The following is a 25,707-nucleotide window of genomic DNA, read 5'->3' as shown; positions in this document are numbered from 1 at the left end:
GTGTTTGTCATGGGCCCGGAGCCGCTATTCCCGGTCCATGTGATCCAGTCTGCGGAGGATCACGCCCTCCCGCAGGGCCCAGGGGCAGATCTCCAGGCGCTCCACGCCGAACAGGTCCATGGCGCCCTCCGCGACCAGCGCCCCGGCGACCAGCTGGTCCGCGCGGGCCTCGGAGACGCCCGGCAGCTCGGCGCGCTCGGCGGTGGTCATGGCGGCGAGCCTCGGCACCCAGCCCTCCAGGGACTCCCGCTTCAGCTCGCGCTGGACGTACAGGCCCTCGGCGGAGCCGGGGGCGCCGGCGATGCGGGCGAGCTGCCTGAAGGTCTTGGAGGTGGCCACCACGTGGTCGGGCGCGCCGAAGCGGCTGAACTCCCCGACCGTGCGGGCTATCTCGGTGCGGACGTGGCGGCGCAGCGCGCGCACGTCGTCCGGCTCGGGCGGGTCGCCGGGCAGCCGGGCGGCGGTGAGGCGGCCGGCGCCGAGCGGCAGGGAGGCCGTGGCGTCGGGCTCCTCGTCCATGCCGTAGGCGATCTCCAGGGAGCCGCCGCCGATGTCGATGACGAGCAGCTTCCCGGCCGACCAGCCGAACCAGCGGCGGGCGGCGAGGAAGGTGAGCCGGGCCTCCTCGTCGCCGCTGAGCACCTGCAGCTCGACCCCGGTCTCCTCGCGCACCCGCGTGAGGACGTCGTCGGCGTTGCCGGCGCCGCGCACCGCGGAGGTCGCGAACGGCAGCAGTTCCTCGACCCCCTTGTCCTCGGCGGCCCGGAGCGCCCCGTGGACGACCGCGACCAGTCTGTCGATCCCGTCGGGGTGGATGGCCCCGTCGTCGTCGAGGAGCTGGGCGAGGCGCAGTTCCGCCTTGTGCGAGTGCGCGGGCAGCGGGCGCGCGCCGGGGTGCGCGTCCACCACCAGCAGGTGCACCGTGTTCGAACCCACGTCGAGGACACCGAGTCTCATGCACGGAACGCTACTGCCCGCCGCGCGGTGCGATGCCCGTTCCGCGGCGGCCGGGCCGGTCCCGGCGGAGGACGTGGGCGACTTACCCTGGACGGGTGCCAAAGACGAAAAAGGCGAAGGACGAAAAGACGGACAAGAAGGCCAGGAAGGACAAGAAGGCCGGACTGGCCGAGGGTTCTTCGCAGGTGACAGCACCGCGGACGCCGGTGACGGCTCCGGCGGAGGACGAGAAGGGGCTCGACTTCGCCCGCGCGTGGGTGGAATTCCCTGATCCGGCAGACGACGAGCAGGTCTTCCGCTGCGATCTGACCTGGCTGACCTCTCGCTGGAACTGCATCTTCGGCAGTGGCTGCCAGGGCATCCAGGCGGGCCGCGCGGACGACGGCTGCTGCACCCTGGGCGCCCACTTCTCGGACGAGGACGACGAGAAGCGGGTCGCCGGGCATGTGGCGAGGCTCACACCGGACATCTGGCAGCACCACGCGGAGGGCACGAGGAACGGCTGGGTCTCGCAGGACGAGGACGGCGACCGTCAGACCCGCCCGTTCCAGGGCTCGTGCATCTTCCAGAACCGGCCGGGCTTCGCGGGCGGCATGGGCTGCTCGCTGCACATCCTGGCCCTCAAGGAGGGCCGGGAGCCGCTGGAGACCAAGCCGGACGTGTGCTGGCAGCTGCCCGTCCGGCGGACCTACGACTGGATCGACCGGCCCGACGACACGCGCGTGCTGCAGGTGTCGATCGGTGAGTACGACCGCCGGGGCTGGGGCCCGGGCGGCCACGACCTGCACTGGTGGTGCACCTCGGCCACCTCGGCGCACGGCGCCGGGGACCCGGTGTACGTCTCCTACCGCGCGGAGCTGACCGAGCTGATGGGCAAGGCGGGCTACGACCGCCTGGTCGAGCTGTGCGAGGAACGGCTGGCCTCGCAGCTGCCCCTGTTGGCCCCGCATCCGGCGGACCCCGCCCGCCCCTAGGAGTACGCGGCCGGGCTCGGGCCGTCGCCCCCGGCGGCCGGCGACGGGTCCTGCGGGCCGGCCGTCACCGGCTCGGAGGGGGCGGGCCCGGCGGGTGTCGGGCCGCCCGTCCCGGAGCCCGGGTCCGGGTCCGGTGAGGACGGCGGATCGCTCGGCGTGGGGCCCGGGGGCGCCGGCGTCGTGGGCGTCGGCTCCGGGCCGGGCGACGACGGGGGCGAACCGCTCGGCGTGCCGGGGCGCGCGGCGCCCGGTCCGCCGGGGTGGCCGGAGGGCGAGCCTCCGCCCGGGGCGGAGGGGGCGGGGCCGTGGCCGTCGATGGTCACGACGGAACCGGCGGGCGAGACCCTCACGGTCGCGCTCCAGCGGCCGGACGGCTCGCGCAGCTGGTCGACGTGGACCTTGACCGTCGTCGACTCGCCGGGGGCCAGCGTTCCCGAGGACCGGCTCGGATAGAGCCAGGACGCTCCCGTCGACACGGACCAGTGGACCGGCTCCGAGCCCTTCGCGGTCAGGGTGATCAGCGTGGTGTCGCCGCTGTGGTCGGCCGTGACGCCCAGCACGGCGGCGCCCTCCCGCCCGGCTCCGGCGACGCTCACGACCTCCACGGACACGTCCGGCTCGCCGTTCTCGCCGAATCCGGTTCCGGGCCGGGTGCTCGCGTTGCCGGTGTTCTCGTAGCCGCCCGCCCCCTCGCCGCCGAGGTGGAGGGGGCCGCCGTCCTCCCGCGCGGAGGCCGAGCGGCCGTCCTGGGCCTCGCCCACGGGGGTGCTCCGGTAGGCGGCCCACAGGGCGAACACCGGCGCGGCGACGACGGTGGCGACGACCGTCGTCGTGACGGCACGCGCGCGCAGCCGGTCCCGCCGGGCGACGCGGTCCTTGGGGTCCATCGGGAAGCCGTGCCGGTCGAAGCGGGGCGCGGCGCCGCGCGCGCGTGGAGGGTGCGCCATGGCGGCGTGCAGGGCCGCGCCGGGAGCCGGGAGCACGGGCAGCGCGTCCGGTGTGACGCTGGTGCCGGGCCAGCGGCCGGGAACGGCCCGCTCGGCGGTGCGGCGGCAGCGCGGACAGTCGTCGACGTGCCGGACGAGCTCCCGGCGCAGGGTCGCGCTGAGCACGAGCCGCCGGTCGCCGGTGAGGTGTGCCACACCCGGGCAGGCGCCGGTCTCGACGACGGCGAGCGCCGCGCGGGTGCGTTCCACCTCGCAGGCCGCGGCGGCCAGCAGCTCGTGCGCGGCGGCCGGCCGCATGCCGAGCACGGCGGCGACCTCGTGGGCGGCGAGGTGGTGGCGCACGGCGAGCTCGAGCGCCTCGCGCTGCTCGGGCGTGGTGCCGGCGGCCTCCGGCCAGGCCAGCGCGGCCAGTTCGCGGCGGCGCTGCTCCCGGACCTCCTCGGAGACGGCCGGGACGGGGGCGGCCCCGGCCGTCCGCCGCCGGCCGGCACCGCCCACGGCGTGGGTGGTCCGGCGTTTCCGCCCGGCCTCGGCCAGCTCGCGCAGACACGCCCAGCGGGCCAGGGCGTACAGCCAGGCGCGGCTCCCGAACTCGTCGGGGACGTGCCGGCCGCGGCGCTCCGCGAGCACGAGGACGTCGGCCAGGGCGGCGGTCGCCGCGTCGTGGTCGCACAGGACGGACAGGCAGTAGGTGAACAGGCCGTCCAGATGGGGCTCGTAGCGGGTGGCCGGCCGCTGGGCCAGCGTGCGCGCGGCCCCGCGGTCGCGCGCCTCCCGGTGCGTCCGGTGTGTTCCGGTCGTGCGGGTCGGGGTCTCCGGGCCACTGCTCGTCATCCGGCGACCGTAGGCGGCGCGGGGCGGCGCCTTCCGGAGCCCTGCGCACTTTTAATCCGTACGGGTGAAACGATCCCTCTATCGGGTACAGGAACCTTTCACCGGCCCGTGAGCTGCCCTCTCCTCCGGGGCCGCCGCACCCGCTCCCCGTGCGGCGGGCGGGGGGCGCGGCGGCCCCGTTGTCAGTGCGTGCCGTTACCTTTTCCGCATGGCTGCCCGTACCAAGACCTCCAAGGACCGCCCGTCCTACCGCTGCACCGAGTGCGGCTGGCAGACGGCCAAGTGGCTCGGCCGCTGCCCCGAGTGCCAGGCCTGGGGGACGATCGAGGAGTACGGCGCGCCCGCGGTCCGCACGACGGCGCCCGGACGGGTCACCACCTCCGCCCTGCCCATCGGCCAGGTCGACGGCCGCCAGGCCACCGCCCGCTCCACCGGCGTGCCCGAGCTGGACCGGGTGCTCGGCGGCGGCCTCGTGCCCGGCGCGGTGGTGCTGGTCGCGGGTGAGCCGGGCGTGGGCAAGTCCACGCTGCTGCTGGACGTGGCGGCCAAGTCGGCGAGCGAGGAGCACCGCACGCTGTACGTCACCGGGGAGGAGTCGGCGAGCCAGGTCCGGCTGCGCGCCGACCGCATCCACGCCATCGACGACCACCTGTACCTCGCCGCCGAGACGGACCTGTCCGCCGTGCTCGGCCACCTGGACGCGGTGAAGCCGTCCCTGCTGATCATGGACTCGGTGCAGACGGTGGCGTCCCCCGAGATCGACGGCGCCCCGGGCGGCATGGCCCAGGTCCGCGAGGTGGCCGGGGCGCTGATCCGGGCCTCCAAGGAGCGCGGGATGTCCACGCTCCTCGTGGGCCACGTCACCAAGGACGGCGCGATCGCCGGGCCGCGCCTGCTGGAGCACCTGGTGGACGTCGTCCTGCACTTCGAGGGCGACCGGCACGCGCGCCTGCGTCTGGTGCGCGGCGTCAAGAACCGCTACGGCACGACGGACGAGGTGGGCTGCTTCGAGCTGCACGACGAGGGCATCACGGGCCTCGCGGACCCCAGCGGACTCTTCCTGACCCGTCGCGACGAACCGGTCCCGGGCACCTGTCTGACCGTCACCCTGGAGGGCCGCCGCCCCCTGGTCGCCGAAGTGCAGGCGCTCACGGTCGACTCCCAGATCCCCTCGCCCCGGCGCACCACGTCCGGTCTGGAGACCTCGCGCGTGTCGATGATGCTGGCGGTGCTGGAACAGCGGGGCCGCATCAGCGCTTTGGGCAAACGGGACATCTACTCCGCGACGGTCGGCGGGGTGAAGCTCTCGGAGCCGGCCGCCGACCTGGCCGTGGCGCTCGCGCTGGCGTCGGCGGCGATCGACACCCCGCTGCCGAAGAACCTGGTCGCGATCGGCGAGGTCGGCCTGGCCGGTGAGGTGAGACGGGTCACGGGCGTCCAGCGCAGGCTCGCCGAGGCGCATCGCCTGGGCTTCACGCACGCCCTGGTGCCCAGCGATCCGGGCAAGGTCCCGCCGGGCATGAAGGTGCTGGAAGTGGCGGACGTGGGGGACGCCCTGCGGGTCCTTCCGCGCTCCCGTCGCCGAGAGGCCCCGCGGGAGGAGGAGGACCGCCGGTAGACTTTGCCCAGGTCTCGCCCGTCCGTACGAACCGAGTGCGAGAAACGGGGGCGCCCAGAACCTGCGACCGGAGGAGTGCAGTGGCAGCCAACGACCGGGCGGCAGCTCCCGGAAAGTCCGGTGGGAGTACCGGTTCCGATGGCCTGATGCGCGCCTCGCTGAGCGCCGTGGCGCCCGGCACCAGCCTGCGTGACGGCCTGGAGCGCGTACTCCGCGGCAACACCGGCGGTCTCATCGTGCTCGGTTCCGACAAGACCGTCGAGACGCTGTGCAGCGGCGGCTTCGTGCTGGACGTCGAGTTCACCGCGACCCGGCTGCGCGAGCTGTGCAAGCTGGACGGCGGCATCGTGCTCTCGTCCGACTTGTCCAAGATCCTGCGGGCGGGCGTCCAGCTGGTGCCGGACCCGACCATCCCGACCGAGGAGACCGGCACCCGGCACCGCACCGCCGACCGCGTCTCCAAGCAGGTCGGCTTCCCGGTCGTCTCCGTCTCCCAGTCGATGCGCCTGATCGCGCTGTACGTCGACGGCCACCGCCGGGTCCTGGAGGACTCGGCGGCGATCCTGTCCCGCGCCAACCAGGCGCTGGCCACCCTGGAGCGCTACAAGCTCCGTCTCGACGAGGTGGCCGGCACGCTGTCGGCGCTGGAGATCGAGGACCTGGTGACCGTCCGGGACGTCTCAGCGGTCGCGCAGCGGCTGGAGATGGTGCGCCGCATCGCCACCGAAATCGCCGAATACGTGGTCGAACTGGGCACCGACGGGCGTCTCCTCGCCCTCCAGCTGGACGAGTTGATCGCGGGCGTGGAGCCGGAGCGCGAGCTGATCGTGCGGGACTACGTGCCCGAGCCCACCGCCAAGCGTTCCCGCACGGTCGACGAGGCCCTGCACGAACTGGACGCGCTGCCCCAGGCGGAACTGCTGGAGCTGTCGACGGTGGCCCGCGCCCTGGGCTACACGGGCTCTCCGGAGACCCTGGACTCGGCGGTGTCGCCGCGCGGTTTCCGGCTGCTGGCGAAGGTGCCGAGGCTCCCCAGGACGGTCATCGACCGTCTGGTGGAGCACTTCGGCGGGCTGCAGAAGCTGCTCGCCGCGAGCGTGGACGACCTGCAGACGGTGGACGGGGTCGGCGAGGCGCGGGCGCGGAGCGTGCGCGAGGGGCTCTCGCGGCTGGCGGAGAGCTCGATCCTCGAGCGGTACGTCTAGGGAGCCCCTGGCTGCTGCGGAGCGGGGGGTCTTCGCTCACCCGCGTTCGCGGGGCGGCTCCCCCGCTCTCGGCCGCGCCCGAGCGGGGACCTCATCGCCCTGCGGCACGACTGCCCGTGGTCGACGGCTAGTCCGTCTCCAGCACGAACGACGTCCGCACCTTCTCGAAGCCCGGCGCCTTCGCCTCCACCAGGTAGGTGCCCGCACCGGCCGCACCGGCCTTCGGCGTCGCGCACTCCGGCGCGCTCGCCTTGCGGTCCCACTCCACGGTGTACGTGATGCTGTCCTCCGCCGGCACCCGGAACACCAGGCTCCGCGCTCCCTTCGGGCAGTCGTCCGACGCCCAGTACGCGTCGTCGCCGCTCGCCGGGGTGATCGTCAACACCGCGCTCTCCGGCCCGAGATCGACCTTGCAGTCGCCCCCGGAGGTGTTCCGCACGGTGAGCAGGAACGTGGGCTTCTGCCCCGGCTCATAGGCGTTGCGGGAGCTGCGCAGATTCAACTTCACCGCGTTCGCCGTGCAGTTGGGAAGCGAGGACCCCGATCCGGACGGCAGCGCGTCACCCGCGCCGACCCCCGCCGACGTACCGCCCCCGGAACCTCCGCCCGCGCCGCCCCCGGCGCCGCCGCCGGAGTCCGCGGGATCGCCGTCGGCCCCGCCGCCCCCGGGCCCGGCCCCGGACGACGAGCCGCCGGACCCGGACCCACCGGACCCACCGGACCCGCCGGACCCGCCGGACCCGCCGGAGCCGTCGGATCCACCGCTCCCCGACTCGTCCCGCCCGCCCGGCGCCTGACTGATCGCCGGCCCCGAACTCGAAGGCCCCGGAGTGATGGAGGGTGCGGGATTCTTGCCGTTGGCCCCGTTGTCACGGTCACCGCCGCCCCCGCCCGCGGAGACCACCACCCAGGTGATCAACAACGCCAACAGGGCCAGCACGGACAGCAGTACGGCCCTCCGACGCCAGTAGATGGTGGAGGGAAGCGGCCCGACCGGATTGCGCAGAGATCCCACGGCGCAAACTGTACGAGAGATCGGCGCGTTCGCTTGTCACACCCGCCGCTCCGAGCAGAACTTTTCCGGATCATCATCCCGGTAAGAGCCCTGTCACCCCTGTCTTTCGTCAGGGTCGGCACGCGACGATCGCGGGGTGTGACCACATCGACGCCTCGCCTACCGTCCGTGACCATGGACTTCGTGGACAGCGGGCTCTACCGCGACATCACCGACTACGCGCACGACACCCCCGCGTGGCTGCGGCACACGGCCGAGATCGGGACGGAGGCCGGACTGCTCGTGTTCATCGCGCTGTTCGCGGCCGGCTGGTGGCGCGCACGGCACGCGGACACCCGGGCGTTCGCGATCGCGGCCCTTGCACCTCTGGCCACGGCTGTGGCGTACGTGTGCAGTGAGGTGCTCAAGTCCGTTGTGACGCAGGAGCGTCCGTGCCGGGCGGTCGCCGACGCCGCCCCGTCCCTGGCGGAGTGCCCGCCGCACGGCGACTGGTCGTTCCCGAGCAACCACGCCACGATCGCGGGCGCTTCGGCCCTCGCGCTGGTCCTGGTCCGGCGTGCGCTCGTCCTGCTGACGGCCCCGCTGGCCCTGCTCCTGGCGTTCTCCCGGGTGTTCGTCGGCGTGCACTACCCGCACGACGTGGCGGCGGGCCTGCTGCTCGGCGCGATCGTCGCCCTCACCGCCGTACGCCTGGGCACGCGCCCGGCGGTCCGGCTCACGGAGACGATGCGTGCGTCGTCGGCGTCCACCGCGCGGTGGTTCACCGGGCCGGGACCGGAGCCCGTCGCCCGCGCGGTGCCGTCGCACGCCGCGCACCGGCGCCGCTGAGCGGGTTCAGTCCGCCACCAGGCCCGCCTCGTAGGCGACGATCGCCGCCTGTACGCGATTGCGCACGCCGAGCCGGTCGAGGACCGCGCTGACGTACGCCTTCACCGTGCCCTCGACGAGATGCAGCCGGGCGGCGATCTCCGGGTTGGACAGTCCGGCCCCGACCAGGCCGAGGACCTCGCGTTCGCGCGGACTCAGCACCGCCGCACGCGCCTGCGCCTCGGCCTCCCGGGCGAGCCGGCCGCCGCCGTCGGCTCCGCCGAGACCCTCGATGACGTACCGGGCCACCTTGGGCGACAGAAAGGCCGCGCCGCCCGCCACCGCCCGTACACCCGCGATGAGTTCGTACGGATCGCCGGACTTCAGCAGGAATCCGGTGGCGCCGCCGCCGAGGGCGCGGGCGACGTAGGCGCGTTCGGAGAACGTCGTGAGCACGGCGATCCCCGTGCCGGGGACGGTGCGGGCGATCTCCTCGGCCGCCGCGAGCCCGTCCAGGCGGGGCATGCGGATGTCGAGCAGCGCCACGTCGGGGCGGTGCGCCCGGGCCAGCTCGACGGCCTCGCGGCCGTCGCCCGCCTCGGCGACCACCTCCGTCTCACCGCTGCTCCCCAGGATGGCGCGCACCCCGGCGCGCACCATCGCCTCGTCGTCGGCCAGCAGGACCCGGATCACGGTGTTGACTCCTCGTGGTCGTCCCGCCGTTCGCCGGACGGTCCGACGCGCGGGATCACATCCTTGGCGGCCAGGCGCCCCTCGTCGTCGAAGCAGAGCCGGAAGTGGTCGACGGAGACGAAGAGCTCGCCGCTCGCGCGGTAGTAGCGGCAGTCGGTGCCCTCGGGCGGTGCGGGCGCGCGCTCCGTCGGCGGGTCCTGGACGCGCCGGTCCGGCAGCGTCCGCGCGAGGTCCGCGACCGGTGTGCCCAGGCGCAGTCCGGCGTAGGCGGCGGGCTCCAGCACCGCGTGCGTCTCGGTGTACGCGTACCAGCCGAAGGTCACGCCGACCAGGACGACGCCCGCGCCGGCGGCGGCGCCGAGACCGGCGGCGACACGACGGCGGGCGCGGGTGAAGGGGGCGGAGGCGGGACGCGGTGGCGCGGGCGCCGCGTCCGCCCGCGCGGGGACGTGCGCCCGGACGCGGAACCCGTCGGCGTGCGGGCCCGCCTCGAACGTGCCGCCGACCGCGGTGACGGCGGCGCGCAGTCCGGGCAGTCCCGAACCGCCGCCGGGGGCCCGGGGACCGTCGTGCGCCGGCCGTCCGTTGGTGATGGTGACGCTCGCCCCCCGCACGTCGTCCCCCGTCACCGCCACGACGACGGGTGCCCCCGGTGCGTGCCGTGCCGCGTTGGTCAGCGCCTCCCTGGTCACCCGGTGCAGCAGCCGCTCGGCGACCTCGCCGGGCGTCACGGCCGTGTCCCGCCCGCCGGTCTCCCAGCGCACCGGCAGACCGGACTCGGCGGCGCGGGCGACGAGCTGCTCGACGTTCTCGCCGGCCGGGGCGAGCGGCAGCGGCTCGTCGTCCTCCCGCAGGACGCCGATGATGCGGTGCAGCCGGTCCGTGGCGTCGGCGGCGGCGGCGCGCAGGTCGGCCGCGGCGGCCCGGTGGTGGCCGGGGAGGTCGGGGGCGACCTGGAGGGCGCCCGCGCGCAGGGCGATCAGGCTCAGCTCGTGGCCCAGGGAGTCGTGCATGTCCTGGGCGATCCTGGCCCGCTCGCGCAGCCGTGCGCGTTCCCCGGACAGCCGCTGTTCCTCCTCCAGGCGGGCGGCCCGCAGCCAGCCCGCCGCGGTGAGCGCGCGGCTCTGCCGCCAGTAACGCCCGCCGAGCCAGGGGAGGACACAGCCGAAGAGCAGGGTGCCGGTCAGGACCAGCCACTCGGGGACCGGGTCCGACCCCACGACCGTGATCCTCGCGGTGCCGACGCAGGCGACGGCGGCGAAGCACAGCGCCGCGGGGGCCGTACGGGACGCCCGCAGGCCGAGCAGCAGCGCGAACACCGCGAGGGCCGGGCCGTAGGAGACGCTGAACAGCGCGGGCGCGGCGGCGAGGCTCAGCCCGGCCGTCAGCCCGAAGGCGGCCGCCGGCCGGCGCCGGGCCACGGCGGTGGCGGCGGCGAGCACCACGAGTCCGGCGAGTTGCTGCCGGAGCGGACGCGGCTCGTTCAGCCCGAGCCGGTCGGCGCAGACCGCCGGCAGGGCGAGGGCCGCCCAGAGCAGGCAGCCCTGGGCGAGCGCGACGGGACGGGCGCGTTCCATGGTCCCGACGCTACAAGCGGACGGGGGTGTGCCACCGCTGTCGATCGTCAGGTGCGCCGTCACCCCGCGGGAGGCCCCCGCCGTGGCGCTCCCACCGCGGGCGGGGCCCGGCGTGGGAGGATCGAGGGGCCATGACTGCTCCCACCAAACCCCCGTACGGCCCCGACGCCGATTCCGTGTCCGAACGTGCTCCCGGTGAGCCGCTGCACTCCCCCGTCATCGACTGGTTCGACGAGCACGCCCGGGATCTGCCGTGGCGGCGTCCGGAGGCCGGTGCGTGGGGGGTGATGGTCAGTGAGTTCATGCTGCAGCAGACCCCGGTGAACCGGGTCCTGCCCGTCTACGAGCAGTGGCTGGCCCGCTGGCCGCGCCCCGCCGACCTCGCCGCGGAGGCGCCCGGTGAGGCGGTCCGCGCCTGGGGCCGGCTCGGTTACCCGCGCCGCGCGCTCCGGCTGCACGGCGCCGCCGTCGCCATAACGGAGCGGCACGGCGGCGACGTACCGGCCGACCACGCCCAGCTGCTGGCGCTGCCCGGCATCGGGGAGTACACGGCCGCGGCGGTGGCGTCGTTCGCGTACGGGCAGCGGCACGCGGTGCTGGACACCAATGTGCGCCGGGTGTTCGCCCGCGCGGTCACCGGTGCGCAGTACCCCCCGAACGCCACCACCGCCGCCGAGCGCCGGCTGGCCCGGGCCCTGCTGCCGGAGGACGCCGCGACCGCCGCGCGGTGGGCCGCCGCCTCCATGGAGCTGGGCGCGCTGGTGTGCACGGCGAAGAACGAGTCGTGCCACCGCTGCCCGATCGCCGCGCAGTGCGCCTGGCGGCTGGCGGGCAAGCCGGCCCACGACGGCCCGCCGCGCCGGGGCCAGACGTACGCGGGCACGGACCGCCAGGTCCGCGGGCGGCTGCTGGCCGTGTTGCGGGAGGCGCACGGCCCGGTGCCGCAGGCCTCGCTGGACCGGGTGTGGCACGAGCCGGTGCAGCGTGCCCGCGCACTGGACGGTCTGGTCGCCGACGGTCTGGTGGAGCCGCTGCCGGGCGGTCTGTACCGGCTGCCGATGACCTGACGTCGGGCACGGCCGGCACACACGCGTCCGACGCCGGACACGGCCGCTTCGCACACGCCCCACCGGTACGGCCGGCCATATCGGCCCACGACACCCTCGACCGGTCGCCCGCTTCACCCCGTTCCTCCTTCCGTTACACAACCGACGGACAGCCGAGGGCTTCCCGCAGGCTGCTTCGGACAGCGCCGTGACAACGCCTCCGTACCTTCGATCACGTGCTCGACGAGGGCACGGAGACGACGGAACACGAGCAGGACAACCGGCCCGCGCGGGCGGGCCGGCACGGGGAGCGGGAGGCGGTTCACCATGGCGCAGGACACGGGGCGGGGCGAGGTGCTCGCGTTCGAGGAGTACGTCCGCACCCGGCAGGACGCGCTGCTGCGCAGCGCCCGCCGCCTGGTCCCGGACCCCGTCGACGCGCAGGACCTGCTGCAGACCGCGCTGGCCCGGACGTACGGCCGCTGGGAGACCATCGAGGACAAGCGGCTGGCCGACGCCTACCTGCGCCGGGTCATGATCAACACGCGGACGGAGTGGTGGCGGGCCCGCAAGCTGGAGGAGGTGCCCACCGAGCAGCTCCCGGAAGCCTGTGTGGACGACGCCACCGAGCAGCACGCCGACCGCGCCCTGCTGATGGACGTCCTGAAGGTCCTCGCCCCGAAGCAGCGCAGTGTCGTGGTGCTGCGACACTGGGAGCAGATGTCCACGGACGAGACGGCCGCCGCCCTCGGCATGTCGGCCGGAACGGTCAAGAGCACGCTGCACCGGGCGCTCGCCCGGCTCCGCGAGGAGCTGGAGGCGCGCGAGCTGGACGCACGCGCGCTGGAGCGTGAGGAGCGGGAGCGTTGCGCGGCCTGACCGGCACGGGGCCCGCACGGGCCCGGACCACCGCCCGGGCGGCGAGCACGGCGACGACCGTGCTCGCCGCCGCCGTCCTGTTCGTCGCCGGCTGCGGCACGGGCGGCACCGGCGCGCGGGACGAGGGCCCGGCGCACGCGGCCCCCGTGGCGAGCGCCCCCGCCGCGGCGGCGTCGGCACAGCCCTCGCCGGCCCCCGACCGGGTGGACGCGGTCCGGCTGGTCAAGGCCGACCCGGCGGTCTCGGCGGAGGTCAAGCGGGAGCTGCAGCCGTGCGTCGCCGACGAGTACCCCGTCGACGTGAGTTACGGCGATCTCACCCGAGGAGCCGTCGACGACGTTCTCGTCAACGTGCTGACCTGCGGAGACGCGGTCGGTATCGGCACGTATGTGTACCGCGAGCAGGACGGTGCGTACGTGAACGTGTTCTCGGCCGAGGAGCCTCCGGTGTACGCGGAGATCGACGGCGGGGACCTGGTGGTGACCAAGCAGGTGTACGACCGGGGGGACCCGGTGTCGAGCCCGTCCGGCGATGACGTGATCACGTACCGCTGGGGCTCGGGCCGGTTCACCGAGAAGTACCGCACGCACAACGACTACGGGCAGGTGGCCGGCTCGGAGCCGTCACCGAGGCCCGCCGGCTGAGACATGGCTCACGGCGTGAACCGGCGCGGCCGCCCGGACCGATGAACGGGTGAACCCGCGGCGCGGCCCCCGCGTCCGTGTGGGGGGCGGAGGAAGCACGTCCGCACCGACCCGAGATCACACGAGGACTGAGAGCACCGGGATGGCAGACCAGACCCACGTCCTGTTCGTCGAGGACGACGACGTCATCCGCGAGGCCACCCAGCTCACCCTGGAGCGGGACGGCTTCGCGGTCACCGCGAAGCCCGACGGGCTGTCGGGCCTGGAGGCGTTCCGCGCGGACCGCCCCGACATCGCACTGCTCGACGTCATGGTCCCCGGCCTCGACGGGGTCAGCCTGTGCCGGCGCATCCGGGACGAGTCGATGGTGCCGGTGATCATGCTGTCGGCACGGGCCGACGCCATCGACGTGGTGCTGGGCCTGGAGGCGGGCGCCGACGACTATGTGACCAAGCCGTTCGACAGCGCCGTGCTCGTGGCCCGGATCCGCGCGGTGCTGCGCCGCTTCGGACGCGCGAACGGCGGCCGGGAGGACGCGGCGGGACCGGGCGACGGGGGTGTGCTCGTGTTCGGCGAACTGGTGGTCGACACCGGGGGCATGGAGGTGCGCCGGGCGGGCGAGCCGGTGGCGCTGACGCCGACCGAGATGCGGCTGCTGCTGGAGTTCTCCGCGGCGCCGGGCACCGTGCTCTCCCGCGACAAGCTGCTCGAACGGGTGTGGGAGTACGGCTGGGGCGGAGACACCCGGGTCGTGGACGTCCATGTGCAGCGACTGCGTACGAAGATCGGCCAGGACCGCATCGAGACGGTCCGCGGCTTCGGCTACAAACTGAAGGCCTGAGAGGAACCGATGCGGGGGTGCTTCCGGCGCCTGGTGGCGGCGTCCGTCGCCCGGGCGGGCATAGGGACGGGTCTGCGGTGGAAGCTCAGCGCCGCCATCGCGCTGGTCGGGGCGCTGGTGGCGATCGCGCTGAGCCTGGTCGTGCACAACGCGGCACGGGTGTCGATGCTGGACAACGCGCGCGACCTGGCGGACGAGCGCATCCTGATCGCCCAGCGCAACTACGAGCTGTCGGGACGGCTGAACTTCCCCAACACCAAGATCGACGACCCGGAGCTGCCCGAGGAGCTGCGGGAGAAGGCCGAGGGGGGCCGGCGGGCGACCTACGTGGCCGACCGGCCGGGCGGGGCGCCGGACATCTGGGCGGCGGTGCCGCTGAAGAACGGACGCGTGATGTCCCTGCACTCCGGTTTCACGGACCGCAGCTCGGACATCCTCAAGGACCTCGACCAGGCCCTGGTGATCGGCTCCATCGCGGTGGTGCTGGGCGGCAGCGCGCTCGGGGTGCTCATCGGCGGGCACCTGTCGCGGCGGCTGCGGAAGGCGGCCACGGCCGCCAACCGGGTCGCCAAGGGCGAGACGGACGTCCGGGTGCGCGAGGCCATCGGCGGGGTGGTGCGGGACGAGACGGACGACCTGGCCAGCGCGGTGGACGCCATGGCGGACGCGCTGCGGCAGCGGCTGGAGGCCGAGCGCCGGGTCACCGCCGACATCGCGCACGAGCTGCGCACCCCGGTGACCGGTCTGCTCACCGCCGCCGAGCTGCTGCCGCCGGGCCGGCCTACCGAGCTGGTGCTGGACCGGGCCAGGGCGATGCGCACCCTCGTCGAGGACGTCCTGGAGGTGGCCCGGCTGGACAGCGCGTCCGAGCGGGCCGAACTGCAGGACATCCTGCTGGGCCAGTTCGTCGTCCGGCGGGTCCGGGCGAAGGAGCCGGACGTCACGGTGCGGGTGGTGCACGAGTCGGAGGTGACCACCGACCCGCGGCGCCTGGAGCGCGTGCTGTTCAACCTGCTCGCCAACGCCGCCCGGCACGGCAGGCCGCCCGTCGAGGTCACCGTCGAGGGCCGGGTCGTCCGGGTCCGCGACCACGGGCCGGGCTTCCCCGAGGCCCTGCTCGCCGAGGGGCCGAGCCGCTTCCGCACCGGCAGCGCGGACCGGGCCGGCCGGGGTCACGGGCTGGGCCTGACCATCGCGGCGGGGCAGGCCCGGGTACTGGGCGCACGGCTGACCTTCCGCAACGTACGCCCGGCGGGGGCGTCGGACGACGTGCCGGCCGAGGGCGCGGTCGCCGTGCTGTGGCTGCCCGAGCACGCGCCGACGAACACCGGGAGCTATCCGGTGCTGGCGCATTGACCGAACGGCTCCTGCGACGGCGCGCAGGCCCCCCGGCGGCGTGTACGCCGCCGGGGGGCCTGCGCGCCGCTCGGGGGGTCAGACGGGCTCGGCCACCGCCGCCGGAGTCGGGGCGCCGTCGCCGGCGTTCTCCTTCCGGGGGCCCGCGCCCTTCAGCGGAACCTCCTTCACGAACACCGCCGCCGCCAGCGAGAGCACCGCGACCACGGCGCCCAGGAGGAACGCCGAGTGGGTGCCCGAGGAGACCGCGTGCTGGTAGGCCTCACGGGCCGCGGCCGGCAGCTCCGCCAGGCTCTCCGCGTCCAGCTGGGCGGACCGCTCGGTCACCTTGGAGCCCAGCGCGCCGCTCTTCTCGGCCATGACGTCCTGGACCCGGCTGTTGAACAGCGCGCCCATGACCGCGACGCCGAAGGACGAGCCGAGGGTGCGGAACAGAGTGGCGGACGAGGACGCCACGCCCATGTCCTTCATCTCGACGCTGTTCTGCGCGACCAGCATGGTGATCTGCATCAGACAGCCCATGCCGAGGCCGACCACGGCCATGAAGACACCGGAGGTGAGGCGCGAGGTCTCCGTGTCCATCGTGGACAGCAGGTACAGGCCGACGGTCATCAGCGCGCTGCCGAGCACCGGGAAGATCTTGTACCGGCCGGTGTCGGTGGTCACCCGGCCCGCGACCATCGAGGTGACCAGCATCGCGCCGAGCATCGGCAGGAGCAGCAGGCCGGAGTTGGTGGCGGAGGCGCCCTGCACGGACTGCTGGTAGAGCGGCAGGAAGAGCGTGGCGCCGAACATCACGAAGCCGGTGATGAAGCCGATGACGGACATCAGCGTGAAGTTGCGGCTGCGGAAGATGTGCAGCGGCACCACCGGCTCGGCCGCCCGGGTCTGCCAGAACACGAAGCCCACGAGGGAGGCGACGCCGAGGCCGATCAGTTCCATGATCCGCGCGGAGGTCCAGGCGTACTCCGTGCCGCCCCAGGTGGTGACGAGCACGACGGCGGTGATGCCGACGGTCAGCAGGGCGACACCGAGGTAGTCGATGCCGGCCCGGGCCCGCTTCTTCGGCAGGTGCAGGACGGCGCCGACGGCGGCCAGCGCGAGCACGCCGAGCGGCAGGTTGATGTAGAAGGACCAGCGCCAGCCCCAGTGGTCGGTGATGGTGCCGCCGACCAGGGGACCGCCGATCATCGCCAGCGCCATCACGGCGGCCATCATCCCCTGGTACCTGCCGCGCTCGCGGGGCGGGATCAGGTCGCCGATGATCGCCATGACGCCGACCATCAGACCGCCGGCGCCCAGGCCCTGCACCGCGCGGAAGGCGATCAGCTGGCCCATGTCCTGCGCCATGCCGCTGAGCGCGGAGCCGATCAGGAAGATCACGATGGACGTCATGAACGTGGTCTTGCGCCCGTACATGTCGCCGAGCTTGCCCCAGACCGGGGTGGAGGCCGCGGTGGCCAGGGTGTAGGCGGTGACCACCCAGGACAGGTGCTCCAGTCCGCCCAGCTCGCCCACGATCGTCGGCATCGCCGTACCGATGATCATGTTGTCGAGCATCGCGAGCATCATCGCGATCATGAGTGCGAGCAGGACCACCCGAACGCTCTTCGGCTGCGTGCCGGTGTCCGTCTCCACGGTCCCCGCCGCTGGTGTGTCCGCCATGTTTCCTTCTCCCCCCGGCCGCGGTCGCGCGACCACTGCCACTTACTTGCCGACCGGCTAGTTGACTCCATCGGGAAGCTAGTCGCGCAACTAGCCGGGCGTCAAGTAAGTTTTCGTCAAGAGGGGTCGAGTAGGAGGATGGGCGGCACCATGGACGGCACCAGACAGCGGCGCCGCGGGAACACCCGCCAGCGCATCCAGGACGTGGCGCTCGAACTCTTCGCCGAGCAGGGCTACGAGAAGACCTCGCTGCGCGAGATCGCCGAGCACCTGGACGTCACCAAGGCAGCGCTGTACTACCACTTCAAGACGAAGGAAGAGATCCTCGTCGGCATCTTCGAGGACCTCTCGCGGCCGATGGAGGACCTGATCGAGTGGGGGCGGCGGCAGCCGCACTCGCTGGAGACCAAACAGGAGATCATCCGCCGCTACAGCGCGGCGCTGGCGGGCGCGGCCCCGCTCTTCCGCTTCATGCAGGAGAACCAGGCCACGGTCCGCGAGCTGCGCATCGGCGAGATGTTCAAGACCCGCATGCTCGGACTGCGGGACATCCTCGTGGACCCGGACGCCGACCTGGTCGACCAGGTGCGCTGCGTCAGCGCCCTGTTCACCATGCACGCGGGGATGCACGTCCTGCAGGACGTCGAAAGCGACCCCGAGGAGAAGCGCAAGGCCGTCCTCGAGGTCGCCATCGATCTGATCACCCAGGCCCACCGGGGTTCCGGGGGCGCCTAGGCGCCGGGGGCGCGGTGGGTCAGACCGTCACGCCGTGGGCGCGCAGGAACTTCGCCGGGTCCACGGCGGAGCCGTAGTTCGGGGTGGTGCGGATCTCGAAGTGCAGGTGCGGGCCGCTGGAGTTGCCGGTGTTGCCGGACAGGGCGATCTTCTGGCCGGTCTTGACGACCTGGCCGGCCTTCACGTCGACCTGCGACAGGTGGGCGTACTGGGAGTACTTCCCGTTGCCGTGGTTGATCACGACGGCGTTGCCGTACGCGGGGCCGTCGCCGGCGCCGTTGGGGCCGGCCTTGACGACGGTGCCGCCGTGCGCGGCCATCACCGTGGTGCCGGTCGGGACGGCGTAGTCCTGACCGCTGTGCTTGGACGCCCACATGCCGCCGTTCTGGGCGAAGCTCGCGGACAGCTTGTAGTTCTTCACCGGGTCCGTCCAGGACGCCTTCTTCTTGGCGGCGGCCTGGGCGGCCTCCTTGGCCTGAGCGGCCTTCGCGGCCTTCGCCTGGGCGGCCTTCTCGACCTGGGCGGCCTGGGCCTTCGCGGCCTTGGCCTGGGCGGCGGCCTGCGCCTGGACGGCGTCGGCGACGCCGGACGCGGCCGTGGTGTCGGCGGCGGCCGCGACCCCGGCTCCCATCACGACCGAGGCCCCCAGTCCGGCGGCCAGCACGGCGGCGCGGGTGCGGATCCGGGACGTGCGGAAGGAACGGGACGTGACGCGCTGGGACATACGAACCTCTTCAGGAGGGGGCAGAGGAAAACCACCCGGCGGACGGAACCGCGCCTCGGTGGTGATTCATTGGTAGCCCCTCCGCCCATAACGGCGCAAAGGTGTGACCTACGGTGGAAAGTCGTAGATGCACACTGAGATGCACATCTCTTGACACAGCACCCTTACAGGCCGAAACCCCCCATTTAGAGCTGATCGATCAGAACATCGGGGTAAATGTCTGTTTTGTGCGCAAGCTTCAGCCACTATTCCGCCTAGTACCGGGCAAAGCGCCTGTGGAGCATGTCACCGGCGACCGGGTTCGGCCATTCCACAAATGTGGCGCAGGCCTCTAGCCGCCTACCGTCCGGTAACCCTACGGTTCACCTCGCGTCACCCTCGCAGACGAGCATGCACACGACACTTTGGCAGCTCTACGGACGTGAGAGGACCCCACGAGATGAGAAGCCGCCGCTCCTGGCCGATCCGCGCATCGGTCACCGCCGTCTCCGCGGCCGCCCTGGTGGCCCTGGCCGCACCGGCCGAGGCCACCACCCCCGCTTCGCCGGCCGCTTCACCGGTGGCGGCCGCCACCGCGGCGGCGGACGTCGACTACGACACCTGGCAGCGGGACTGCCGGGCGGTCATGGACCGGGCCCTGCCCTATCTGAAGCAGCGGATCGGGGACACCCGGCCGGGCGAGAAGCAGGCGATCGTCCTCGACGTCGACAACACCGCGCTGGAGACCGACTTCGGGTTCAGCTTCCCGCAGCCCGCCAACGAGCCGGTCCTGGAGGTCGCGGAGTACGCGCAGGAGCACGGCGTCGCCGTGTTCTTCGTGACCGCCCGCCCGGGCATCATCCACGCGCCCACCGACTGGAACCTCGACCACGCCGGCTACGAGTCCTCCGGCCTGTACGTCCGCGGGTTCTTCGACCTGTTCAAGAACGTCGCCGACTACAAGACCGCTCAGCGCGCCGACATCGAGGCCAAGGGCTACACGATCATCGCCAACATCGGCAACAGCCCCACCGACCTGTCCGGCGGCCACGCCGAGAAGACGTTCAAGCTGCCGGACTACGACGGCCAGCTGTCCTGAACCGGCCGCGGCCACGGGAAAAGGGGTCTGCCCCGGGACACGTGTCCCGGGGCAGACCCCTTTTCCCGTTCAGGTCGAGCGCGGCGCCTAGGCGTCCTTGCTCAGGTTCGGGCCGGCTCCGCCGGCCGCCTGCTCGATCGGCGGGACGTCGGGCAGGGCCGACTTCTCCTCACCGCGGAAGGTGAAGGTCTGGGACTCGCCCTCGCCCTCGGTGTCCACGACCACGATGTGACCGGGACGCAGCTCGCCGAAGAGGATCTTCTCCGACAGCGTGTCCTCGATCTCGCGCTGGATGGTCCGGCGCAGCGGCCGGGCGCCCAGCACGGGGTCGTAGCCCTTCTTGGACAGCAGTTCCTTGGCGGACTGGGAGAGCTCGATGCCCATGTCCCGGTCCTTGAGGCGCTCGTCCACCTTGCCGATCATCAGGTCGACGATCTTGAGGATGTCCTCCTGGCTCAGCTGCGGGAAGACGACCACGTCGTCGACGCGGTTGAGGAACTCGGGCCGGAAGTGCTGCTTGAGCTCGTCCGACACCTTGTTCTTCATGCGCTCGTAGTTGGTCTTCGTGTCACCCGCGGCGGCGAAGCCCAGGTTGAAGCCCTTGGAGATGTCCCGGGTGCCGAGGTTGGTCGTCATGATGATGACCGTGTTCTTGAAGTCCACGACCCGGCCCTGGGAGTCGGTCAGGCGACCGTCCTCCAGGATCTGCAGCAGCGAGTTGAAGATGTCCGGGTGGGCCTTCTCGACCTCGTCGAAGAGGACGACCGAGAACGGCTTGCGGCGCACCTTCTCCGTCAGCTGGCCGCCCTCCTCGTAGCCCACGTAGCCGGGGGGCGAACCGAAGAGCCGCGAGACCGTGTGCTTCTCGCTGAACTCCGACATGTCGAGGGAGATCAGCGCGTCCTCGTCGCCGAAGAGGAACTCCGCGAGCGCCTTGGACAGCTCGGTCTTACCGACGCCGGACGGGCCGGCGAAGATGAACGAGCCACCGGGACGCTTCGGGTCCTTCAGGCCGGCACGGGTACGGCGGATCGCCTTGGACAGCGCCTTGACGGCGTCGACCTGACCGATGACCCGCTTGTGGAGCTCGTCCTCCATGCGCAGCAGGCGGGACGACTCCTCCTCGGTGAGCTTGAAGACCGGGATGCCCGTCGCCGTGGCGAGGACCTCGGCGATCAGCTCGCCGTCGACCTCGGCGACGACGTCCATGTCGCCGGCCTTCCACTCCTTCTCCCGCTTGGCCTTCGCGGCGAGGAGCTGCTTCTCCTTGTCGCGCAGGGAGGCGGCCTTCTCGAAGTCCTGCGAGTCGATCGCGGACTCCTTGTCGCGACGGACGCCGGCGATCTTCTCGTCGAACTCGCGCAGGTCCGGCGGCGCGGTCATCCGGCGGATGCGCATCCTCGAGCCGGCCTCGTCGATCAGGTCGATCGCCTTGTCCGGCAGGAAGCGGTCCGAGATGTACCGGTCGGCCAGGGTGGCGGCCTGCACCAGGGCCTCGTCGGTGATGGAGACGCGGTGGTGCGCCTCGTACCGGTCGCGCAGGCCCTTGAGGATCTCGATCGTGTGCGGCAGGGACGGCTCGGCGACCTGGATGGGCTGGAAGCGGCGCTCCAGGGCCGCGTCCTTCTCCAGGTGCTTGCGGTACTCGTCCAGCGTGGTCGCACCGATGGTCTGCAGCTCACCGCGGGCCAGCATCGGCTTGAGGATGCTCGCGGCGTCGATGGCGCCCTCGGCGGCACCCGCACCGACCAGCGTGTGCAGCTCGTCGATGAACAGGATGATGTCGCCGCGGGTGCGGATCTCCTTGAGCACCTTCTTCAGGCGCTCCTCGAAGTCACCGCGGTAGCGGGAGCCGGCGACCAGGGCACCGAGGTCCAGGGTGTAGAGGTGCTTGTCCTTGAGGGTCTCGGGCACCTCGCCCTTGACGATGGCCTGCGCCAGGCCCTCGACGACGGCGGTCTTGCCGACGCCGGGCTCACCGATCAGCACCGGGTTGTTCTTGGTACGGCGGGACAGCACCTGCATGACCCGCTCGATCTCCTTCTCGCGCCCGATGACCGGGTCGAGCTTGGACTCACGAGCGGCCTGGGTGAGGTTCCGGCCGAACTGGTCGAGGACCAGGGACGTGGAGGGGGTGCCCTCGGCAGGACCGCCGGCGGTGGCGGTCTCCTTGCCCTGGTAACCGGAGAGCAGCTGGATGACCTGCTGCCGCACCCGGTTGAGATCGGCGCCCAGCTTGACCAGGACCTGGGCGGCGACGCCCTCGCCCTCACGGATCAGGCCGAGCAGGATGTGCTCCGTGCCGATGTAGTTGTGGCCCAGCTGAAGGGCCTCGCGGAGCGACAGCTCCAGGACCTTCTTGGCACGGGGGGTGAAGGGGATGTGACCCGACGGGGCCTGCTGGCCCTGCCCGATGATCTCCTCCACCTGCTGGCGGACCGCCTCGAGCGAAATCCCGAGGCTCTCAAGGGCCTTGGCGGCGACACCCTCACCCTCGTGGATCAGGCCCAGGAGGATGTGCTCGGTGCCGATGTAGTTGTGGTTGAGCATCCGGGCTTCTTCCTGAGCCAGGACGACAACCCGCCGCGCGCGGTCGGTGAACCTCTCGAACATCGTTAATCGCTCCTCAGAGCGGTCAGGCAGTGGGGGGAACTTCCCCTCCCTGTCCTTCCGCAGCTTAGTCCCGCAAGCGGGGACCGCTCATTCCAACTGCCGACACCGTCGATGGCCTCCTGACCCCGCTCACGCCGACATCTGCTCCAACCCGATGGTGCGAGACGATGTTCCCGCAGGCCAGGCAGTTACCCCCTTCACCAGTACGCCCGTGGCGAACGGAAGACGTCCCGGCCTGCGTGTCGCCCCCTCCCACTAGGGATGTCTTACCCGCTGCCACGGACAGTCCATGCCGAGTGCACGGATTCCCTCCGCTACGGGCGAACAACCTTGCGCCTCCCCGCACCCCCGCACGCCCCCTTGTTCGACACCCTCCGCTCACGCATGAGCACCCAGCGTAACCCGGAGGGCGTTGAGGCGTTGCGCCGGGCATGGTCCGGACCACCGCCCCCGCAGCGCCGTCCCTCGGCCGCCCGCTCGCACCGAGCGACGACGAGGTGCGGCTCTGGTACGAGAACGCGCTGGGGTGGCCCACGGTGCCCGGGGCGCCGGTGCGGCTGGCGACGGGGGTGCGCTTCGACGTCCTGGACGTGCCCGCGGAGGCGGGCCGCGCGGCACTGGGACACCTGCGGCGCTCGGCGGCTCCCGGGCGGGGGTTCCCCGTCGCCCTGGGGGGCGGCCGGATGCGGCTGCTGGTGGCGGCGGGCAGCGCGGAGGAGCTGCCGGGGCTGCTGGAGTGGCTGGACTGGGGCTCGCTGGAGCTGGACCTGGTGGCGATCGGCGCGGGAGGCCTCATGGACGCCCCCCGCCCCCCTGGCGCCGCCGTCGGCGGCGCTGCCGGCTCCGCCACCCGGCCGCTCCCCCCGGACCATTGCGGATCGCAGGGGGCCGCCGTGTGGTTGCGGCCCCCCGAGCCGGGACGCGGGGCCGAGGCCTCGCTGCCGACGCTGTCGGCGATGGGCACGAAGGGTGGTGCGAGGGGGGACGGTGACGGCCCCCCGGATCTCGTGCGGCTGGTGAACACGGTGGCGACGCAGATCCACCGGGTCCGGCTGCGGCGTGCGGGCGCTGCCGCCGCCGTACGGGCCGACGGTCAGCCGTTGGCCTTCTCGTAGGCCTCGCGGATGGACGCGGGGACACGGCCGCGGTCGTTGACCTCGTAACCGTTCTCCTTCGCCCACGCGCGGATGGCCGCGGTGTCCTGGCTGCCGCCGGAAGCGGCACGCGCCTTTCCGCGTCCGCCCGAAGCGCGGCCTCCGGTACGACGACCGCCCTTCACGTAAGGCTCGAGAAGGTCACGGAGCTTGTCCGCATTGGCGGTGGTGAGATCGATCTCGTACGTCTTGCCGTCCAACGCGAACGTCACGGTCTCGTCCGCCTCGCCGCCGTCGAGGTCGTCGACAAGAAGGACCTGAACCTTCTGTGCCACCGGATTTCCTTTCATCGATAACTTGAGGGCCGGGGTGTGCCGGCGTCCGCCGTATCGCCGCCCCTTGTTATATGCAGTACTGCAGTACTCCGGAAAGCAAACCGCTTTTGCCGGAAAAACACAAACCCCTGGGAGAGACCCGCTGCCCGCGCCCGGCACGGAAACATGCGCGTTTCGGACATAGGGCACCGCGCGCAGATCACAGATGCAGAAGCATCCGGCTGTTGCCCAAGGTGTTCGGTTTCACGCGTTCGAGGCCGAGGAACTCCGCGACGCCCTCGTCATAGGAGCGCAGCAACTCCGCGTACACATCGGTGTCCACGGGCGTCTCACCGATCTCCACGAAGCCGTGCTTGCCGAAGAAGTCCACTTCGAAGGTCAGGCAGAATACGCGCCGAACACCGAGCCAGCGGGCCGTGTCCAGCAACTTCTCCAGCAACCGGTGTCCGACCCCCGCGCCCTTCAGGCCCGGCTTCACGGCGAGAGTGCGGACTTCGGCGAGGTCTTCCCACATCACGTGCAGGGCGCCGCAGCCGACCACCTCCGCGTTGTCGTCCCGTTCCGCGACCCAGAACTCCTGGATGTCCTCGTAAAGCGTCACCGTTGCTTTGTCGAGCAGGATGCGCCCGCGGACGTAGGCGTCAAGGAGCCGGCGCACGGCGGGGACATCGCTGGTGCGGGCCCGTCGGACCGTGATGGCTTTTGCGGGGACTTCGGGGCTGGCTGCGGGCATGTGCGGACGCTATCGTCCGCTCCGGCCCTCCGCGGAGCCGGGGTTCCCGTCGGTGGGGGTTTCCGGGAGCTGGACGATGCGGACCGCGTCGGTGAGAGCCTGACGCTGTTCCTCGCTCATCATGCCGAAGAACGCGACGAGAGCGGCGGCGGCGTTGTCGCTCTGCGACCACGCTTCGTTCATCAGCGCGGCGGCGTAGGCGGCGCGAGTGGAGACCGCCTCATATCGATAGGCCCTGCCTTCCGCCTCTCGGCGCACCCAGCCCTTCTGATGGAGATTGTCCAAAACGGTCATCACCGTGGTGTACGCGATGGACCGTTCCTTCTGAAGATCTTCCAGGACTTCCCGAACGGTCACCGGGCGGTTCCACTTCCACACCCGCGTCATGACCGCGTCTTCGAGTTCTCCCAAGGGGCGAGGCACAACTCAGAACAATAGTGGTGCATCACGGCGATGGCGTGCCGAACAGCATGATCGTCGGCAGACGTGAACAAAAAGGGCGTACGACCTTGGGTCGTACGCCGGGGGCGGTCGGGGTCAGGCTTCGGTCTTCGGAGCGGGCCGGGAGCCCTGGACCCGGGCGAGGGCCGCGTCGACCGCGGCGTCTTCCTTGGTCTTGTTGGCGCCGCCCTGGGTCTTCACGATCACCCGGATCACGCCGATGAAGAGAGCGGCCATGACGACCGGGGGGAGGAGCGCGGAGACGTAGTCCATGGGTCCAGGGTAGGGCAGCGGGGGTCGTCAGCGGGCGACCAGGTGCCGGTCCGGCGGGGGCGGGGCGGGTCTGCGGCGGGGGAAGACCTCGCCGGGGGTGGGGACGGGGCGGGCGGGGGCGGGGGCGGGGTTCGGCGGGGCGGCGGGTGGCTTCCGGGCCGGGTCCCGCTTCTTCTGCGGGTCCTCGGTGGCCGCGCGGCGGCCGGGGAGGGCCGGGAGGGGGGTGCGCCGGCGGAGGTGCAGGAGGGCGGCGGTGGGGGCGGCGCGCAGGGCCCGGAGGGCGGCCGGGCCGGCGGGGCGGGGGCGGTACCCGGCGCCCGGCGCCTCCTCCAGGAGTGTGGGGCGGCCGGCGGCGGCGCCGGGGAGGGCGGCGCGGCAGCGGCCGGGACCGGCCAGGAGGAAGGCGCGCAGCCGGGCACTCTCCCGCGTCGCCTCGTCGTGGTCCGCGGCGGGGCGGGGGCGGCCCTGGAGGTCGTCGGCCGGGGCGGGGGCGGGGTGCGGGGCGAGGGCGGGGGCGCGGCGGAGCACGCACGGCTCCTCCGCGCCGAACGCCATGCCGCCGCGGGATCCATAGGGCGTGGGCATGCCGTGACGATACGCGCTAATCGGACAAACACCGTGCA

At 72.6% G+C, this 25,707-nt stretch carries 25 protein-coding genes; 12 read left to right on the top strand and 13 right to left on the bottom strand.

Going from position 1 to position 25,707, the window contains the following annotated elements; translation table 11 throughout:
* Positions 1-24: 24 nt before the first annotated feature.
* Positions 25-957 carry a Ppx/GppA family phosphatase gene (locus ACZ8ZB_RS18855; protein ID WP_470738864.1) on the bottom strand — a complete coding sequence of 311 codons (933 nt, stop codon included), beginning with the start codon at positions 955-957 and terminating at the stop codon, positions 25-27.
* A 95-nt stretch (positions 958-1,052) separates the two neighbouring features.
* Between ACZ8ZB_RS18855 and ACZ8ZB_RS18850 the strand changes: the two genes are divergently transcribed.
* A complete protein-coding gene (locus tag ACZ8ZB_RS18850; RefSeq protein ID WP_470738863.1) occupies positions 1,053-1,931 on the top strand; it encodes a DUF3109 family protein in 879 nt (292 codons plus the stop codon).
* Here the strand turns inward: ACZ8ZB_RS18850 and ACZ8ZB_RS18845 are convergent.
* Positions 1,928-3,712, bottom strand: coding sequence for a BACON domain-containing protein (locus ACZ8ZB_RS18845; protein ID WP_470738862.1), 1,785 nt, complete (start codon positions 3,710-3,712; stop codon positions 1,928-1,930). The genes ACZ8ZB_RS18850 and ACZ8ZB_RS18845 overlap by 4 nt on opposite strands.
* A 208-nt stretch (positions 3,713-3,920) precedes the next feature.
* On the opposite strand from ACZ8ZB_RS18845, the gene radA reads away from it, so the two are divergent.
* Entirely contained in the window at positions 3,921-5,330 is a 1,410-nt protein-coding gene (gene radA / locus ACZ8ZB_RS18840; RefSeq protein ID WP_470738861.1) for a DNA repair protein RadA, read from the top strand.
* 80 nt (positions 5,331-5,410) lie between these two features.
* The gene (gene disA / locus ACZ8ZB_RS18835; protein ID WP_381231189.1) at positions 5,411-6,535 is read left to right on the top strand and encodes a DNA integrity scanning diadenylate cyclase DisA; all 1,125 of its coding nucleotides are present in this window, start codon (positions 5,411-5,413) and stop codon (positions 6,533-6,535) included.
* A 127-nt stretch (positions 6,536-6,662) separates the two neighbouring features.
* On the opposite strand, the gene ACZ8ZB_RS18830 is transcribed toward disA, so the two are convergent.
* Complete coding sequence (locus ACZ8ZB_RS18830) at positions 6,663-7,550, bottom strand: hypothetical protein (protein ID WP_470738860.1); 888 nt, start codon at positions 7,548-7,550, stop codon at positions 6,663-6,665.
* A 174-nt stretch (positions 7,551-7,724) separates the two neighbouring features.
* On the opposite strand from ACZ8ZB_RS18830, the gene ACZ8ZB_RS18825 reads away from it, so the two are divergent.
* Positions 7,725-8,378 carry a phosphatase PAP2 family protein gene (locus tag ACZ8ZB_RS18825; protein WP_470738859.1) on the top strand — a complete coding sequence of 218 codons (654 nt, stop codon included), beginning with the start codon at positions 7,725-7,727 and terminating at the stop codon, positions 8,376-8,378.
* Between the two features lie 6 nt (positions 8,379-8,384).
* Here ACZ8ZB_RS18825 and ACZ8ZB_RS18820 read toward each other — a convergent pair whose 3' ends face one another.
* A complete protein-coding gene (locus ACZ8ZB_RS18820; protein WP_470738858.1) occupies positions 8,385-9,050 on the bottom strand; it encodes a response regulator transcription factor in 666 nt (221 codons plus the stop codon).
* Positions 9,047-10,627, bottom strand: a complete 1,581-nt coding sequence (locus tag ACZ8ZB_RS18815) for a sensor histidine kinase (protein WP_470738857.1) — start codon at positions 10,625-10,627, stop codon at positions 9,047-9,049. Before ACZ8ZB_RS18815 ends, ACZ8ZB_RS18820 begins: the two co-directional genes overlap by 4 nt.
* A 131-nt stretch (positions 10,628-10,758) precedes the next feature.
* On the opposite strand from ACZ8ZB_RS18815, the gene ACZ8ZB_RS18810 reads away from it, so the two are divergent.
* From ACZ8ZB_RS18810 to cseC, 5 genes are all read left to right on the top strand, one after another.
* Entirely contained in the window at positions 10,759-11,694 is a 936-nt protein-coding gene (locus ACZ8ZB_RS18810) for an HhH-GPD family protein (RefSeq protein ID WP_470738856.1), read from the top strand.
* 306 nt (positions 11,695-12,000) lie between these two features.
* Entirely contained in the window at positions 12,001-12,552 is a 552-nt protein-coding gene (locus ACZ8ZB_RS18805) for a SigE family RNA polymerase sigma factor (RefSeq protein WP_470738855.1), read from the top strand.
* A complete protein-coding gene (locus tag ACZ8ZB_RS18800; protein ID WP_470738854.1) occupies positions 12,540-13,196 on the top strand; it encodes a hypothetical protein in 657 nt (218 codons plus the stop codon). Before ACZ8ZB_RS18805 ends, ACZ8ZB_RS18800 begins: the two co-directional genes overlap by 13 nt.
* Positions 13,197-13,338: 142 nt before the next feature.
* Complete coding sequence (gene cseB / locus ACZ8ZB_RS18795; RefSeq protein WP_470738853.1) at positions 13,339-14,037, top strand: two-component system response regulator CseB; 699 nt, start codon at positions 13,339-13,341, stop codon at positions 14,035-14,037.
* A gap of 9 nt (positions 14,038-14,046) precedes the next feature.
* Positions 14,047-15,393, top strand: coding sequence for a two-component system sensor histidine kinase CseC (gene cseC / locus ACZ8ZB_RS18790; protein ID WP_470738852.1), 1,347 nt, complete (start codon positions 14,047-14,049; stop codon positions 15,391-15,393).
* Between the two features lie 78 nt (positions 15,394-15,471).
* Here the strand turns inward: cseC and ACZ8ZB_RS18785 are convergent, their stop codons facing one another.
* A complete protein-coding gene (locus tag ACZ8ZB_RS18785) occupies positions 15,472-17,058 on the bottom strand; it encodes an MDR family MFS transporter (RefSeq protein ID WP_470738851.1) in 1,587 nt (528 codons plus the stop codon).
* A 138-nt stretch (positions 17,059-17,196) separates the two neighbouring features.
* Here ACZ8ZB_RS18785 and ACZ8ZB_RS18780 point away from each other — a divergent pair, with 138 nt between their 5' ends.
* Positions 17,197-17,793: a TetR/AcrR family transcriptional regulator gene (locus tag ACZ8ZB_RS18780; RefSeq protein ID WP_470738850.1), complete on the top strand. Its 597-nt coding sequence runs from the start codon at positions 17,197-17,199 to the stop codon at positions 17,791-17,793.
* Between the two features lie 19 nt (positions 17,794-17,812).
* Here ACZ8ZB_RS18780 and ACZ8ZB_RS18775 read toward each other — a convergent pair whose 3' ends face one another.
* Complete coding sequence (locus ACZ8ZB_RS18775; protein ID WP_470738849.1) at positions 17,813-18,517, bottom strand: M23 family metallopeptidase; 705 nt, start codon at positions 18,515-18,517, stop codon at positions 17,813-17,815.
* 439 nt (positions 18,518-18,956) lie between these two features.
* Here ACZ8ZB_RS18775 and ACZ8ZB_RS18770 point away from each other — a divergent pair, with 439 nt between their 5' ends.
* Positions 18,957-19,595 carry an HAD family acid phosphatase gene (locus ACZ8ZB_RS18770; RefSeq protein WP_470738848.1) on the top strand — a complete coding sequence of 213 codons (639 nt, stop codon included), beginning with the start codon at positions 18,957-18,959 and terminating at the stop codon, positions 19,593-19,595.
* Between the two features lie 87 nt (positions 19,596-19,682).
* On the opposite strand, the gene ACZ8ZB_RS18765 is transcribed toward ACZ8ZB_RS18770, so the two are convergent.
* Positions 19,683-22,208 (bottom strand): ATP-dependent Clp protease ATP-binding subunit, encoded by a 2,526-nt coding sequence (locus tag ACZ8ZB_RS18765; protein ID WP_470738847.1) that lies wholly within the window; start codon positions 22,206-22,208, stop codon positions 19,683-19,685.
* A gap of 431 nt (positions 22,209-22,639) precedes the next feature.
* On the opposite strand from ACZ8ZB_RS18765, the gene ACZ8ZB_RS18760 reads away from it, so the two are divergent.
* Positions 22,640-23,323, top strand: coding sequence for an SCO3374 family protein (locus tag ACZ8ZB_RS18760; protein WP_470738846.1), 684 nt, complete (start codon positions 22,640-22,642; stop codon positions 23,321-23,323).
* On the opposite strand, the gene ACZ8ZB_RS18755 is transcribed toward ACZ8ZB_RS18760, so the two are convergent.
* From ACZ8ZB_RS18755 to ACZ8ZB_RS18735, 5 genes are all read right to left on the bottom strand, one after another.
* Positions 23,302-23,637: a histone-like nucleoid-structuring protein Lsr2 gene (locus tag ACZ8ZB_RS18755; RefSeq protein ID WP_470738845.1), complete on the bottom strand. Its 336-nt coding sequence runs from the start codon at positions 23,635-23,637 to the stop codon at positions 23,302-23,304. The genes ACZ8ZB_RS18760 and ACZ8ZB_RS18755 overlap by 22 nt on opposite strands.
* 199 nt (positions 23,638-23,836) lie before the next feature.
* Positions 23,837-24,370 carry an amino-acid N-acetyltransferase gene (locus tag ACZ8ZB_RS18750; RefSeq protein ID WP_470738844.1) on the bottom strand — a complete coding sequence of 178 codons (534 nt, stop codon included), beginning with the start codon at positions 24,368-24,370 and terminating at the stop codon, positions 23,837-23,839.
* Positions 24,371-24,379: 9 nt separating this feature from the next.
* Entirely contained in the window at positions 24,380-24,757 is a 378-nt protein-coding gene (locus ACZ8ZB_RS18745) for a BlaI/MecI/CopY family transcriptional regulator (protein ID WP_470738843.1), read from the bottom strand.
* 150 nt (positions 24,758-24,907) lie between these two features.
* The gene (locus ACZ8ZB_RS18740) at positions 24,908-25,084 is read right to left on the bottom strand and encodes a hypothetical protein (protein ID WP_470738842.1); all 177 of its coding nucleotides are present in this window, start codon (positions 25,082-25,084) and stop codon (positions 24,908-24,910) included.
* 27 nt (positions 25,085-25,111) lie between these two features.
* Positions 25,112-25,669, bottom strand: a complete 558-nt coding sequence (locus tag ACZ8ZB_RS18735; protein WP_470738841.1) for a hypothetical protein — start codon at positions 25,667-25,669, stop codon at positions 25,112-25,114.
* Positions 25,670-25,707: the final 38 nt, after the last annotated feature.

It is taken from the genome of Streptomyces sp. 12E, assembly GCF_055633275.1.
Note: the sequence above shows the minus strand (reverse complement) of the source record. Positions and strands in the feature narration are given on the sequence as shown.

Excerpts from the sequence above, each read along its gene's own strand:
- ACZ8ZB_RS18810 (WP_470738856.1), top strand. The coding sequence starts at position 10,759 with ATGACTGCTCCCACCAAACCCCCGTACGGCCCCGACGCCGATTCCGTG.
- ACZ8ZB_RS18750 (WP_470738844.1), bottom strand. The coding sequence starts at position 24,370 with ATGCCCGCAGCCAGCCCCGAAGTCCCCGCAAAAGCCATCACGGTCCGA.
- ACZ8ZB_RS18855 (WP_470738864.1), bottom strand. The coding sequence starts at position 957 with ATGAGACTCGGTGTCCTCGACGTGGGTTCGAACACGGTGCACCTGCTG.
- ACZ8ZB_RS18785 (WP_470738851.1), bottom strand. The coding sequence starts at position 17,058 with ATGGCGGACACACCAGCGGCGGGGACCGTGGAGACGGACACCGGCACG.
- cseB (WP_470738853.1), top strand. The coding sequence starts at position 13,339 with ATGGCAGACCAGACCCACGTCCTGTTCGTCGAGGACGACGACGTCATC.
- cseC (WP_470738852.1), top strand. The coding sequence starts at position 14,047 with ATGCGGGGGTGCTTCCGGCGCCTGGTGGCGGCGTCCGTCGCCCGGGCG.
- ACZ8ZB_RS18740 (WP_470738842.1), bottom strand. The coding sequence starts at position 25,084 with ATGGACTACGTCTCCGCGCTCCTCCCCCCGGTCGTCATGGCCGCTCTC.
- ACZ8ZB_RS18825 (WP_470738859.1), top strand. The coding sequence starts at position 7,725 with ATGGACTTCGTGGACAGCGGGCTCTACCGCGACATCACCGACTACGCG.
- radA (WP_470738861.1), top strand. The coding sequence starts at position 3,921 with ATGGCTGCCCGTACCAAGACCTCCAAGGACCGCCCGTCCTACCGCTGC.
- ACZ8ZB_RS18760 (WP_470738846.1), top strand. The coding sequence starts at position 22,640 with ATGGTCCGGACCACCGCCCCCGCAGCGCCGTCCCTCGGCCGCCCGCTC.
- ACZ8ZB_RS18775 (WP_470738849.1), bottom strand. The coding sequence starts at position 18,517 with ATGTCCCAGCGCGTCACGTCCCGTTCCTTCCGCACGTCCCGGATCCGC.
- ACZ8ZB_RS18735 (WP_470738841.1), bottom strand. The coding sequence starts at position 25,669 with ATGCCCACGCCCTATGGATCCCGCGGCGGCATGGCGTTCGGCGCGGAG.
- ACZ8ZB_RS18805 (WP_470738855.1), top strand. The coding sequence starts at position 12,001 with ATGGCGCAGGACACGGGGCGGGGCGAGGTGCTCGCGTTCGAGGAGTAC.
- ACZ8ZB_RS18815 (WP_470738857.1), bottom strand. The coding sequence starts at position 10,627 with ATGGAACGCGCCCGTCCCGTCGCGCTCGCCCAGGGCTGCCTGCTCTGG.
- ACZ8ZB_RS18780 (WP_470738850.1), top strand. The coding sequence starts at position 17,197 with ATGGGCGGCACCATGGACGGCACCAGACAGCGGCGCCGCGGGAACACC.
- ACZ8ZB_RS18845 (WP_470738862.1), bottom strand. The coding sequence starts at position 3,712 with ATGACGAGCAGTGGCCCGGAGACCCCGACCCGCACGACCGGAACACAC.
- ACZ8ZB_RS18745 (WP_470738843.1), bottom strand. The coding sequence starts at position 24,757 with ATGACGCGGGTGTGGAAGTGGAACCGCCCGGTGACCGTTCGGGAAGTC.
- ACZ8ZB_RS18770 (WP_470738848.1), top strand. The coding sequence starts at position 18,957 with ATGAGAAGCCGCCGCTCCTGGCCGATCCGCGCATCGGTCACCGCCGTC.
- ACZ8ZB_RS18765 (WP_470738847.1), bottom strand. The coding sequence starts at position 22,208 with ATGTTCGAGAGGTTCACCGACCGCGCGCGGCGGGTTGTCGTCCTGGCT.